General features: G+C 36.2%; 13 protein-coding genes. 2 read left to right on the top strand and 11 right to left on the bottom strand.

Features of this window, described 5'->3' with window-relative positions; genetic code table 11:
- Positions 1–182 precede the first annotated feature (182 nt).
- The 7 genes from cysK to C8P65_RS11145 form a co-directional block, all read right to left on the bottom strand.
- Positions 183–1,091 (bottom strand): cysteine synthase A, encoded by a 909-nt coding sequence (gene cysK / locus C8P65_RS11175; protein ID WP_107782863.1) that lies wholly within the window; start codon positions 1,089–1,091, stop codon positions 183–185.
- A gap of 20 nt (positions 1,092–1,111) precedes the next feature.
- Positions 1,112–1,954, bottom strand: a complete 843-nt coding sequence (locus tag C8P65_RS11170; protein ID WP_107782862.1) for a serine O-acetyltransferase — start codon at positions 1,952–1,954, stop codon at positions 1,112–1,114.
- Positions 1,955–2,172: 218 nt separating this feature from the next.
- Positions 2,173–3,675 (bottom strand): glutamate--tRNA ligase, encoded by a 1,503-nt coding sequence (gltX, locus tag C8P65_RS11165; protein WP_107782861.1) that lies wholly within the window; start codon positions 3,673–3,675, stop codon positions 2,173–2,175.
- Between the two features lie 6 nt (positions 3,676–3,681).
- A complete protein-coding gene (locus C8P65_RS11160; protein WP_009389746.1) occupies positions 3,682–4,341 on the bottom strand; it encodes a hypothetical protein in 660 nt (219 codons plus the stop codon).
- 90 nt (positions 4,342–4,431) lie between these two features.
- On the bottom strand, positions 4,432–4,791 hold the full coding sequence (locus C8P65_RS11155; protein ID WP_107782860.1) for a YraN family protein: 360 nt from the start codon (positions 4,789–4,791) through the stop codon (positions 4,432–4,434).
- A gap of 21 nt (positions 4,792–4,812) precedes the next feature.
- Positions 4,813–6,417: a bacillithiol biosynthesis cysteine-adding enzyme BshC gene (gene bshC / locus C8P65_RS11150; protein WP_107782859.1), complete on the bottom strand. Its 1,605-nt coding sequence runs from the start codon at positions 6,415–6,417 to the stop codon at positions 4,813–4,815.
- An 18-nt stretch (positions 6,418–6,435) separates the two neighbouring features.
- The gene (locus C8P65_RS11145) at positions 6,436–6,738 is read right to left on the bottom strand and encodes a hypothetical protein (RefSeq protein WP_009389741.1); all 303 of its coding nucleotides are present in this window, start codon (positions 6,736–6,738) and stop codon (positions 6,436–6,438) included.
- Positions 6,739–6,873: 135 nt separating this feature from the next.
- Between C8P65_RS11145 and C8P65_RS11140 the strand changes: the two genes are divergently transcribed.
- Positions 6,874–7,602, top strand: coding sequence for a 16S rRNA (uracil(1498)-N(3))-methyltransferase (locus tag C8P65_RS11140; RefSeq protein WP_107782858.1), 729 nt, complete (start codon positions 6,874–6,876; stop codon positions 7,600–7,602).
- A 15-nt stretch (positions 7,603–7,617) separates the two neighbouring features.
- Here the strand turns inward: C8P65_RS11140 and C8P65_RS11135 are convergent, their stop codons facing one another.
- From C8P65_RS11135 to C8P65_RS11125, 3 genes are read right to left on the bottom strand one after another with little or no spacing between them, the layout of a single operon-like run.
- Entirely contained in the window at positions 7,618–8,067 is a 450-nt protein-coding gene (locus tag C8P65_RS11135; RefSeq protein ID WP_107782857.1) for a retropepsin-like aspartic protease, read from the bottom strand.
- Positions 8,052–9,125 carry a mannose-1-phosphate guanylyltransferase gene (locus C8P65_RS11130; RefSeq protein WP_107782856.1) on the bottom strand — a complete coding sequence of 358 codons (1,074 nt, stop codon included), beginning with the start codon at positions 9,123–9,125 and terminating at the stop codon, positions 8,052–8,054. The genes C8P65_RS11135 and C8P65_RS11130 overlap by 16 nt, the downstream gene beginning before the upstream one ends.
- Positions 9,126–9,158: 33 nt before the next feature.
- Complete coding sequence (locus tag C8P65_RS11125; RefSeq protein ID WP_034539624.1) at positions 9,159–9,758, bottom strand: SprT-like domain-containing protein; 600 nt, start codon at positions 9,756–9,758, stop codon at positions 9,159–9,161.
- A 104-nt stretch (positions 9,759–9,862) separates the two neighbouring features.
- Between C8P65_RS11125 and C8P65_RS11120 the strand changes: the two genes are divergently transcribed.
- A complete protein-coding gene (locus C8P65_RS11120) occupies positions 9,863–10,393 on the top strand; it encodes a hypothetical protein (RefSeq protein ID WP_245887402.1) in 531 nt (176 codons plus the stop codon).
- Between the two features lie 60 nt (positions 10,394–10,453).
- Here the strand turns inward: C8P65_RS11120 and C8P65_RS11115 are convergent, their stop codons facing one another.
- The gene (locus tag C8P65_RS11115; RefSeq protein ID WP_009390708.1) at positions 10,454–11,428 is read right to left on the bottom strand and encodes a deoxyhypusine synthase family protein; all 975 of its coding nucleotides are present in this window, start codon (positions 11,426–11,428) and stop codon (positions 10,454–10,456) included.
- Positions 11,429–11,492: the final 64 nt, after the last annotated feature.

The raw sequence follows: 11,492 nt of genomic DNA, 5'->3' as shown, positions 1-11,492 counted from the left end.
GTTCTTGAATTTTGGTGTTCTTTTTTTCTCAAACACAAAATTACTAATTTTCGGGAACTTTTATTTTATTATAGGAAAAAGTTTAAACAGCTTCAATATTAAATCATTAGTGATTAGCCATAAAAAAAGCAGTTGGAAAATATCCAACTGTTTTTTTATAACTAATAGCCAAAGGCTATGCACTAATAAAGTCCTTCTACAGACCAGTAGCGTTCACCGGTATCATAGTTTACGGTTAGGATACGAGCATTAGGATGTTTTTCAAGCACTTTGGCTACTGCTGCTAAGGCTGCCCCTGTAGAAATACCTGCCAAAATACCTTCTTGTTTAGCAAGACGGCGCGCATAGTCGTATGCTTCTTCTTTTGAGATAGCAATAACTTCATCTACTACCGCAGGATTATAGTTATTAGGTATAAAGCCTGTTCCTAAGCCTTGCAAGGCGTGAGGACCTGGTTTACCTCCACTTAGCACCGCTGATTGGTCAGGTTCTACAGCTACTGTTTTAAGGTTAGGGAAGTGTTGCTTAAGTACTTTTGATATTCCAGAGATGTGACCTCCTGTACCTACTCCTGTTATAAAATAGTCAAACCCTTCTGGGAATGATTGTAAGATTTCTTGTGCTGTTGTAGCTTCGTGTACCGCAGGATTTGCAGGATTTTGGAACTGCTGAGGCACCCAATAGTTAGGGTGTTCAGCCGCAAGCTCAAGTGCTTTAGCTACTGCTCCGCCAGTACCTTTTTCTTTAGGAGTAAGCACCACTTCAGCTCCGTAAGCAGCCACTAATCTACGACGTTCTATACTCATCGATTCTGGCATTACTACTATCAGCTTATAGCCTTTTACTGCTGCTACAAGTGCCAATCCCACCCCTGTATTGCCTGAGGTAGGCTCAACTATTACGGTATCTTTTTTAAGGATACCTTTAGCTTCAGCATCTTCTATCATTGCGAGTGCGATACGGTCTTTGATACTCCCACCGGGGTTCAAACGCTCCAATTTAATAAATACGTTGGCTTTTTCGCCAAACAATCTGTTGATTTTCACTTCGGGTGTATGCCCGATAAGTTCTAAAACATTTTTGTACGCCATTATATAAAATATTAAAATTATTAAATCACAAAATTAATTGGTTCTTCATACACTTCATTGTCTTTCACTATTATCTGTCCTTTATGAAAAACCTTAGTAAAAGGCTCTATACTGCAGGTTAGCCATACATTACCCCCTATAATGCTATCGTGCCCTATAACAGTTTCACCACCCAAAATAGTAGCCCCTGAGTAAATCACCACATTGTCGCCTATAGTAGGGTGACGCTTAGTGTGTGCTTTCTCTACTGATACTGATAAAGCCCCTAAGGTTACACTTTGATATATCTTTACATAGTCGCCTATTACAGTTGTTTCTCCTATTACGGTACCTGTACCGTGGTCTATCATAAAAGGTACTCCTATCTGTGCTCCAGGGTGAATATCAATACCTGTTTTGCTATGAGCGTATTCAGTAAGTATACGTGGCAAAAGTGGTATATGTCGTTGCCATAGTTCGTGAGCAATGCGGTACACCATTATAGCAAAGAAACCAGGATAAGTAATTTGCACCTCGCGTAGCGAAGCTGCTGCAGGGTCGCTTTCTATAAAATACTGAGCATCTTCTTTAAGTTTATTATATATATCAGGCAAAATACAGTCGTAATAATCACCCACTTGCTGCTTTTGATATTCTTCCACTATAAAATCATCTACTATAGTAATAAAATCGTATTTCAAGTTGTGATAGCATGCCTCTATATTAGCCTTAGATAAACAAGTTCGTTCATCTATCAAAAACAAGAATTGAAATAGTTCTTCTACAAAAGTAGTAATATTCTGTTTGCTCACGTGATGTTGGAGCGTTTGGCTTTCTTTATAGAGAGCTTCTATAAAACTATCAGCACAATTCACTTTTGTCATATCTAAAAAAATAAACCCCACTAACTTTTAAAGCAGTGGGGTATGTTAATAATTCTTATAAAAATATCACTATTCTAAGAAATGATCAACAAGGCACTGCCTTTTTGTAGGGTGCAACACATCGTCATCATATAAATAGCTAATTTCATTTTTGTTCTTTATTCTATTTAACGAGGCAAAGGTAAGAATAATTTTCTAATATACAAATAATATTTATTTTATTTTATAAAAGAAAGAATAGTATCTAAACGACGTAGAGTTTCTTCTTTGCCAATAAGTTCTATAATATCAAACACGTGAGGGCCTTTTAGTTCGCCTACCAATGCTAATCGCAGAGGAGGCATCACTTGTCCAAAACCTAACTGTTTGGTTTCCATATAGTTTTTAACAGCTTCCTCTAAAGCTACAGAATTAAAGTCTGAGGTGTTTTGCAACACTTCTATAACTTCTCTCACTATGGTAGGGGTGTTTTCTTTCCATTGTTTCTTCACAGCCTTTTCATCATATTTTTTTGGAGCTTCAAAGAAAAATTTACTAAGTTCCCAAAAATCTGCCACAAAAGTAGCGCGCTCTTTAATGAGAGAAACTATCTTTTCTACTTTGGTAGAAGCTACTTCTATGCCTTTAGCTATTAATTCCTTCTGAAAAGCTGCTGCTAATTCAGCATCAGATTTCTTTTGTAGATATTGGTGATTAAACCATTTTATTTTCTCAGGGTCGAAGCGAGCTCCTGCCTTGTGTACTTTCTCCAAGTCAAACAGCTGTATGAGTTCTTCCATACTAAAAATCTCTTCATCATTCCCTGGATTCCATCCTAGAAGTGCTAAGAAATTAATGAGAGCTTCAGGAAAATAGCCTTCTCCACTAAAACCTTTTAGTGTTTCGCCATTTTCTGTCCAATCCATTGGAAAAACAGGGAAACCAAGTTTAATACCATCACGCTTACTCAACTTACCATTACCTACAGGCTTAAGAATAAGAGGTAAATGAGCAAAAGCAGGAGCTTGCCAACCAAAAGCACGGTATAACAATAAGTGTAATGGCATAGAGGGTAACCATTCTTCTCCTCTTATGACGTGGGTAATTTCCATTAGGTGATCATCTACTATATTAGCTAAGTGGTAAGTAGGCATACCATCACTTTTAAAGAGTACCTTATCATCTAAAGTGCTAGTATCTATCGTCACTTCGCCACGTATCATATCACTCATTTTAAGTATCTCTTTTTCAGGCATCTTAAAACGAACTACATAAGCATCGCCTCGTGTTAATCGTTGTTGTACCTCTTCAGAAGTTAGTGACAACGAGTTTTCTAAAGTATTACGAGTAGCCCAATTATATATAAAAGTATCTCCTTTTTCTTCACATTCTTGACGTGCTTTCTCAAGGGCTTCAGCCGTATCAAAAGCATAGTACGCCCAACCATTATTTATCAGGGTATCAGCGTATTGTTTATATAGAGGCTTACGCTCACTTTGGCGGTAAGGAGCGTGTTTTCCTTCTTTTCCTACTCCTTCATCATAAGTAAGTCCTAACCAGTTCAGCGAATTAATAATATATTGTTCAGCCCCCTCTACATACCTATTTTGGTCGGTATCTTCTATTCGAAGCAAGAAATCACCACCGTGTTTTTTAGCAAATAAATAATTAAACAGAGCCGTACGTACGCCTCCAATATGCAATGCCCCTGTAGGACTTGGGGCAAACCTTACTCTAACCATTTTTTTCTATAATAATTTTAAATCTTTAATCACTCTAAAAGCTACATTTACGTGTTCTTCTGGCATCACTATTGTAAATTCATTAGTCGTAGAAATTACCTCATTTAAAGTAACACCCTCCCATGCTAAACGCTGAAAAATGAAGTAATAAATACCTGGCACAGACACATTTTCTTCAGGCAACTTCACACTTATTGACCCCAATTCAGGAAATTTGTACAAACAGCGTTCTTTTCTAAAAATATCTTCTACCAACTTTTCCATCGTATTACTGATAATAAGGCTGGTTTCGTTTATCCCACGTGTAGTAGCATAAAATATTTCTCTATCTTGCATTCTGCTCATTAGCTCTGCTTGGCAGTTCATTAGGGTTTGCGAAGCTAAATAAGTGTAGTCTGTTAGATTTGAACGCACAGTTATATCACCTATATTCTTGAGCACCTTCACAATACGATGGGTAGACCTAAACTCCATATCTACTGATAATCGCTTAAGTGCCATCACTATAGCACCATTTCGTACCTCGCGATTACTATTTTCTTCTTGAATCTCCTTCCGAATAATTCGTGCCAACGAAGTAAGGTTAATAATACCCTGCGAAAGGGCTGTCTGCAAGAATGGTTTGGTTTTAATATAATGCTCTACTGAAGCTGCCACGGTTTTCATAATAGTCTGATTTATAAAATTGTTACAAAGGTATCAAAAAAAATCTATTTAGCAAACAAGGAAGAATTTTTGTGTCTATTTTAACACTTTTCAAAAAGGATAAAAAGCATCCTCTATATAATTAATATTGTATTCTACGCTATTTTTTACTATCGAAATAATATCAAACTGTACCTCTACATCTAAATCTTTTCGTCGTACATAATAGTTAGCTGATTTGACCAATAGGTCTATTTTTCGTTGATCTACAAACGATTCAGGCTCACCGTATGCGGTTGAACTACGGGTCTTTACCTCTACAATGTGCAAAATATTACCTTTTTGTGAGATAATATCAATCTCTGCGTGGCCATACCTAAAGTTACACTCCAAGATAGTATGCCCTTCTTTTATCAGAAAATCTACAGCTTCTCTCTCACCTTCTTTGCCAAAATCATTATGCGCTGCCATTGTCTTTATCTAAGATATAAATTAATCTATCACTACTATTACAAAACGATAATCAAAAGGGTTGAAATCTGATACTAACTCAGAAATAAGTGTTTTACCTTTAAGAAGATAAAAATCACTAAAGTTAGAAAAGCGTTCTTGTAATATTCCATTCGGGAAAAGCTCACTTTGTAAATGAATAACACGCTCTAATTCCTCTGAGAATTTGCGTTTTTGAGCCTTTAAAAGTCTTTTCTCAAGCTTATCTAAACCTTTTAATTGCCGTACTTCTTGTGCTTTCACTGCATTTTCAAAGGTGATATCTGTTTTTTTTGCCAATAGGTGCAAATCTGCGAATTGCTGAAGTAAAACAGCTTTTTGAGCAGAAAAATCTATAGGAAACTCACTTAGCTGCTGTACCTTTAGATTCTTTAGTTCCTCTGGTTTTAAAAACAAATCAACAGGATGAACTTTTAGTTTTTCTATTCTCTCATACTGCCTTTTTGAAACCAACATAGCTGAGTTACGCAGCATCAGCATAGGAAAAGGCACTTTTTGCTTATTGAAAAATCGTTTTAGCTCTAACCAATACGCTATTTCTCCACCTCCTCCGATATAAGCCAAATTAGGTAGTATTACCTCCTGATACAAAGGGCGCAATATCACATTAGGAGAAAAACGTTCAGGGTTACTATTCAACTCTTCTAAAATAGAGGTTTCAGTAAATTTTATATCAGTATTTAACACTTCAAAGCCTTCAGAGGTACGCACTATCCTATTTCTACCTCCTTCAGTTAGATAAAACATATTTATCTCGCGCGGATTGACTTGTATAGGATAAGCCGCATCTAACACTTGCAGGTCTGCTATCGTTTTTTCTACTTCTTTTTGTGCTGTGTGATTGAACAAATCTTCCTTAATATAAGGAACAAACAATTGTTTCAAATCTTTATCATTACCATCAATCACTACTACTCCGTATTCTTCAAAAAGTGCATTTACTAAATAGCGGGTAGCTTCGGCCAAATTATGATGCTTCAAATAGCTATCGCGGAACAGAGCCTTTAACTCTTCTGCATTTTTACCCAAGCCTATTGCTTTATCAAAAGTTTGAAAAACAGCATCAAGAGTATCAGTAGCAAAGTTACCAGTAGCTCCTGTCTGCTCACTATTCCAACAAATTGTTCTATTATTTAAATGAAAATGATTTATTTCCTCAAAATCGTGGTCTTCAGTTGCCATCCAATAAATGGGCACAAAGTGAAAATCGGTATAAAACTCTGAAAGTCTTTTAGCAGTATTGATAACCGAAATAATTTTGAAAATGAAGTACAGATGCCCCGTAAATAAACTTAACTGATGCCCTGTAGTAATAGTAAAAGTGTTTTTCTTAGCTAAAAGCTCTATATTTCTTAATACTTTAGGCGATGTTTTCACCTCGGCATATTGTGCTTTTAGGCTTTTTACTAATACGGCACGAGTATCAGCTGAAAAATAAAATTCTTTTTCATCTATCTGTTTTCTAAACTGAAATAATTCAGGAAAATTGTTATAAAAAGAACGTACCTTTTCCTCTTCACCTAGATAATCGGTGATGAGTTTTGAGAAGAATCGTATTTCTTGGTAAGGAATATGTGCCGTAATCATACTTTTTCTATCTAAGGGTTAATCATCATCTAAAGATGAATCATCAGGAATATCTAAAGAACTGACTCCTATTTCGTCTTCTTCATTATTCATAAAGTCATCATCCTCATCAAAATTTTCCATAGTATCTGCCAAACGTGTACTCACCTTCACTAAATAAATAGTATCTTCAGTGCGTACTTCTAAGGCGTCAACTGTTTCGTTTTTAGCGTTTTTAAAACGAATAACATCTGCATCAGTATATCCTTCAGGATACTTCTCTACCAACATTGATAAGATTTCATTGGTAAGTTTATTGTAATCAACTATAATTCGCTTCATAATTAATATTATCTTTTTCGGCGGCTAATGTAAGGCATTTTTTATAATTACAAAATAAAAAACGTACTTTTTTTTATTTTGTATTATCTTTGCCCCGACAAAAGTCTTATATTCACTATATTAATCATAAAAGATATGCAGTTATTCTATCACCCAAACATTGATAAAAATACCTCTAATTGCTTTTTCGACAAAGAAGAAAGCCAGCATATAGCAAAAGTCTTGCGCAAAAAACAAGGCGATACTCTTCATATCACTAATGGTAGAGGATTCCTTTTTGAGGGACAGCTTAGCTTTGCTTCGCCAAAACAATGTGAGGTTAGTATACTGAAATGCCAAGAGCAGATACATCGTCCTTATCACCTGCATTTAGTTGTAGCTCCTACTAAAATGAACGAGCGCTACGAATGGTTCTTAGAAAAAGCTACTGAAATAGGTATCGACGAAATTACCCCTATCATCTGCCAACATTCTGAACGTACATCATTGAAGTTAGAACGTTTTGAAAAAATCATTCTTTCTGCTATGAAACAGTCCTTGCAGTGCTACCTACCTACGCTTAATCCTCCTATAACATCAGCTGCCTTTTTTAAACAAATGATGACAGATACATCGGATAAATATATAGCACACTGTCAAGAGAATGAAAAAATATTGCTTTCACAGGCTCTCACCCCATTGAGTGAGCGGATTACGATACTTATAGGTCCTGAAGGAGACTTCTCTGATGAAGAGATTAGTACGGCTATCGCACAAGGTTTCCGCCCTATTTCATTAGGTGATACTCGCCTGCGTACTGAAACAGCTGCCATAGTGGCCTGCCATACTGTACTAACAGTTAACGAACTGAGAAATAAGTTATAACCTATCTTATTTCTATTAGCGACGTTGTAAGTAAAGCTGTGATTGAGCATAGTCAATCACAGCTTTTTTCTTTAATAGTATATCAGCACCTATAATTCCTTGTACAGGTTCTGCTCCAAACTCGGCAAGAGCCCTATTGATGTGTGATAAATCAAAAATCAATAAAGGTTGTTTCTTAATAATTACATCGCCTATCTGCAGGGAATTGCCAACTGAAGTTTGCGTTTTGAGTGTGTCAGTCCCTGCGCCTGTCGCTCTTATTTCAGACCTTTCAGCTATCAACTCGAAATAATCAGCCCAATTCTCGCCTATACATGTATTAGAAGCTCCTGTATCTAAAATAAATCGACCACTTTTGCCGTTCACTGTCGCATATAAAATAAAATGTAAAGTGTCAATACTCTCTAAAGACACTGACACATAGCCTTTTTTCTTAATGAGAAACTTCTTTAATGTATGCCCCATTTATTTTTTACTTCTGTCACTACCTCTTTAATATTTTGCTCTTTAGCCTTAGGATAAATAAGCAAAACATCCTCTCTGTCTACAATGATGTAATCTTTTAGTCCGTCAATTATTACATATTTTGAACTTTCAGTACGAACAATATTATTTTCAGCATCTCTGAGTAGGGTTTGCGCATTGATAACTGCATTTTTTTGTTCATCTTTTAAAGTTTTTTCATACAAAGAGCCCCAAGTGCCCAAATCATTCCAATCGAAATGAGCTGGTAGCACATAAATATTAGTGGAAGGTTCTAGAATAGCGTAATCTACTGATATATTTTCAGCCAACCCATATGCACTAGCGATAAAATCTACCTCATCTTCTGTATTATATACATTTTCGCCTCTTGTAAATAGCTCATACATCTCTGGTTGATATTTTTTATAGGCAGTTAGCACTGTATCGGCTGTCCATATAAAAATACCAGCATTCCACAAGAAATTGCCTTGCTTAAGAAACTCTTTAGCAGTAGCATAATCAGGTTTTTCTCGAAACTGACTCACTTTTTTGATAGCTACCTCTTCGTTTTTTTCATATTGTATATAACCATAGCCTGTATTAGGGAAAGTAGGCACTATACCCAATGTAAGTATATTATCAGCACGTTGTGCAGCATTAAAACAAGAAATCACATCATGCATAAAGGCTTTTTCATCTTCTATCCACGCATCACTAGGGGCTACAATCATTACACCCTGCGGATTGCGTTTGTTTATTTTCATCGCTGCATATAATATACAGGGGGCCGTATTGCGCATACAAGGCTCTAACACAAGGTTTCGAGGCAATATATTAGGTATTTGTTCCTCTACTATACTTTTGTATCTTTCATTAGTGAGTATTAGTATATTCTCTTGAGGAATAAACTTCTGAAAACGCGCATAAGTACGTTGCAAAAGTGTCTGCCCTGTACCCAGCATATCGTGGAATTGTTTAGGATATTCAGTAGTACTCACAGGCCAAAAGCGTGAGCCAACCCCTCCTGCCATTATCACTGCATAATAATTATTTACCATATTGGTGACATTTGCCATAGTATTATTTGTTAATTAATTTTTTATTAGTTCTACTTCAGCATGAGGTTGAAAAATATATTTCTTCCCCGTACTTAACTCTATACAATCATAACATTTCACACGGCGTTGCCCTTTTCTGAACACACGTCCATCTTTTATTCTAAAAGTGCTTCCTATAGGCAACTGATAGATAAAATTTACTGTTTCGCCACTATCATACTGCTTGAGTGCAATAGCTAAAACAGGGTCTATATCACTGCTCGACATAGGGTTAAGAAAATGTCGGAGCAGCACACTGAGTAACTGCTGAGGAAATATTTCAGGTATAATAAAAGGCTTCATCAGCTGTTGGAAAGTATATTTCCATTCTATTCCGTGAGGTTTTATTAACTTACCATATTTTTCAAACGCCAACAAGTGGGCTACTTCGTGTATAAAAGTAATCAAAAAACGATATTTATTAGCAGTAGCATTCATTGTTATGAGATGTTGCCCGTCTGGAAGTTGCCTATAATCCCCATGCCTTGTTTTTCGCTCATTTACTATTTTCAAATATATTTTATTTGCTTTAATCAGTTCAAAACAAGGAGTTACTGCATTTTCAGGCAAATATTTTGCAAGTATCTCTTTCATAGCAGGCAAATATACAATTTATATTTTTACTATGCAAATTATTTTTCTAATATTTTGCGTTTCTCATATTATAAATGTACCTTTGGCTCCTAAAAAACAGATATATGTTGGCATTATTTTCTTACCTTCAATTCTTACTCAAATCTACTAACCAGCACGGTGTACACTCTCCTTTTGTGTACAACTTTGTTACTAAATGTTTATATAACAAACAACTAATACCTAAAAAAGAATTAAAACACTCTTCTGCTACCTTGTCTAATCTACAAGTGCGTTTGCTATTAAAAATCATTCGTTACTTTAGTGCCTATCATATACTTACAGACGATACTTCTATAAAAAATCTTTCTAATATCGACAACTGCTGCTGTATTAGTACCTCAAGCAGTCGCAATACTTTTGACCTTATTTTTGTCAATCACCCTAATGAGAATGCCGATTTGAGAGATTATTTATCTCTATTGCACAACGATAGTATTTTAGTAATCAATAACATTCATCAGAAAGAAAAAGAGCCCTTATGGCAACAACTTATAGCAGATGAAAGGGTAACAGCTTATGTTGATGTATATGTGCAGGTCTATGTGTTCGTACGAAAAGAACAAGGTAAAGAGGGCTTTTACATAAGACCTTAAAAACAAAAAAGGCTGCTAAAAATCATTGTTTTAGCAGCCTTTTCTACTTTTATGCAAGAACTATTTTCCTAATAGATAGGCAAAAATAAGTGGTGCTACTATGGTAGCATCTGATTCTACTATATACTTAGGTGTATCTACCGCCAATTTACCCCAAGTTATCTTCTCATTAGGCACTGCCCCTGAATAAGAACCATAACTAGTAGTTGAGTCTGAAATCTGGCAGAAATATGACCAGAAAGGAACATCTTCCCATTCCAAATCTTGATACATCATAGGTACTACACAAATAGGAAAATCGCCGGCTATACCACCCCCTATCTGAAAGAAACCTACGCCTTTACCGCCTGAATTAGCTCTGTACCACTCAGTTAGGTAAATCATATACTCGATACCTGTCTTTACTGTTGAAGCTTTTAAATTGCCTTTTATTACGTTGGCAGCAAAAATATTACCGGTAGTAGAATCTTCCCAACCTGGACATATGATAGGCAGATTTCTTTCGGCAGCTGCCAATATCCAAGAGTTTTTAGGGTCTATTTCGTAATATTGCTCTAACACCCCTGATTTCACTACTTGATATAGGTATTCGTGTGGGAAGTAGCGTTCGCCCTTGCTTTCGGCAGCATGCCATACATCTTCTAAGTGCTTTTGCAAACGTCTGAAAGCCTCTTCTTCAGGTATACAAGTATCGGTTACACGATTGTAATGCCCTTCTAATAACTCCCATTCTTGTTGAGGCGTAAGGTCGCGGTAGTGAGGCACACGTTTGTAGTGCGAGTGCGCTACAAGGTTCATCACATCTTCCTCGAGGTTAGCCCCTGTACAAGAAATAATATCTACTTTCCCTGCGCGAATCATCTCGGCAAGCGAAATGCCTAATTCGGCTGTACTCATAGCACCTGCAAGGGCTACAAGCATTTTTCCTCCCTCTGTTAGGTGAGTTTCATACCCCTTAGCAGCATCAACAAGAGCTGCTGCATTGAAGTGTAAAAAGTTTTTCTCAATAAACTGAGAAATAGGTCCTTTACTCATTTCTTTTTAAAATCTAAATTTGATATTGCAAAAGTAGTAAATAATCAGCAATTAGCAATCTTAT

Source organism: Capnocytophaga leadbetteri, assembly GCF_003054025.1.
Classification (GTDB): domain Bacteria; phylum Bacteroidota; class Bacteroidia; order Flavobacteriales; family Flavobacteriaceae; genus Capnocytophaga; species Capnocytophaga leadbetteri.
This window is presented reverse-complemented; position numbering and strand designations above follow the sequence as displayed.

Bases quoted from the DNA above. Each gene is read 5' to 3' on its own strand.
- cysK (WP_107782863.1), bottom strand. From the start codon at position 1,091: ATGGCGTACAAAAATGTTTTAGAACTTATCGGGCATACACCCGAAGTG.
- C8P65_RS11170 (WP_107782862.1), bottom strand. From the start codon at position 1,954: ATGACAAAAGTGAATTGTGCTGATAGTTTTATAGAAGCTCTCTATAAA.
- gltX (WP_107782861.1), bottom strand. From the start codon at position 3,675: ATGGTTAGAGTAAGGTTTGCCCCAAGTCCTACAGGGGCATTGCATATT.
- C8P65_RS11160 (WP_009389746.1), bottom strand. From the start codon at position 4,341: ATGAAAACCGTGGCAGCTTCAGTAGAGCATTATATTAAAACCAAACCA.
- C8P65_RS11155 (WP_107782860.1), bottom strand. From the start codon at position 4,791: ATGGCAGCGCATAATGATTTTGGCAAAGAAGGTGAGAGAGAAGCTGTA.
- bshC (WP_107782859.1), bottom strand. From the start codon at position 6,417: ATGATTACGGCACATATTCCTTACCAAGAAATACGATTCTTCTCAAAA.
- C8P65_RS11145 (WP_009389741.1), bottom strand. From the start codon at position 6,738: ATGAAGCGAATTATAGTTGATTACAATAAACTTACCAATGAAATCTTA.
- C8P65_RS11140 (WP_107782858.1), top strand. From the start codon at position 6,874: ATGCAGTTATTCTATCACCCAAACATTGATAAAAATACCTCTAATTGC.
- C8P65_RS11135 (WP_107782857.1), bottom strand. From the start codon at position 8,067: ATGGGGCATACATTAAAGAAGTTTCTCATTAAGAAAAAAGGCTATGTG.
- C8P65_RS11130 (WP_107782856.1), bottom strand. From the start codon at position 9,125: ATGGTAAATAATTATTATGCAGTGATAATGGCAGGAGGGGTTGGCTCA.
- C8P65_RS11125 (WP_034539624.1), bottom strand. From the start codon at position 9,758: ATGAAAGAGATACTTGCAAAATATTTGCCTGAAAATGCAGTAACTCCT.
- C8P65_RS11120 (WP_245887402.1), top strand. From the start codon at position 9,863: ATGTTGGCATTATTTTCTTACCTTCAATTCTTACTCAAATCTACTAAC.
- C8P65_RS11115 (WP_009390708.1), bottom strand. From the start codon at position 11,428: ATGAGTAAAGGACCTATTTCTCAGTTTATTGAGAAAAACTTTTTACAC.